Genomic DNA, 447 nt, shown 5'->3' on the forward strand with positions numbered 1-447 from the left:
TAGCGCTTGAAGATAAGGCACAGCACCCAGGTGATCGTGAATACGACTAGCGACCACTTTAAGTTCCAGAAGAACCCTAGGGTCATGATGACGTACATTAAAATCAGGTAGCGCATGATAGTTTCTCTAACATTTCAGCCATGACCCCGCCCCTCTCGATAAATGGATTATATTTAGCGCTGGTGATCACACCTGCTCAATCACTCTGCAACGGTAGGGCTTTAATGTCTGGGAGAGCTTTTCGGATTTAAGTGCCTGAACCAGGTGATCACTCATAAAGAAGACTTTGCGCATTTTTTTTTCCATCCACAAATCAACGCCTTGCAAAGCTCTATTGCTTAGGGCCAGCCCATTATCTGTGCCCCCTAAGCTTGCCCGCAAATTCTGAGTGCAACACCTGATCAAATCGGTAAGGTGTTGTATCCATGTCATATTCAGAACTCTGCA

At 45.6% G+C, this 447-nt stretch carries 1 protein-coding gene; it reads right to left on the minus strand.

Annotation, left to right across the window (positions count from 1 at the left end):
• Nucleotides 1-186: 186 nt before the first annotated feature.
• Nucleotides 187-447, minus strand: a 261-nt coding sequence (locus HUS66_RS17690) for a hypothetical protein (RefSeq protein WP_217488183.1), incomplete at its 5' end; no start/stop codon positions are given.

The sequence above is a fragment of the Onishia taeanensis genome, from assembly GCF_013349955.1.
GTDB classification, from domain to species: Bacteria; Pseudomonadota; Gammaproteobacteria; order Pseudomonadales; family Halomonadaceae; genus Onishia; species Onishia taeanensis_B.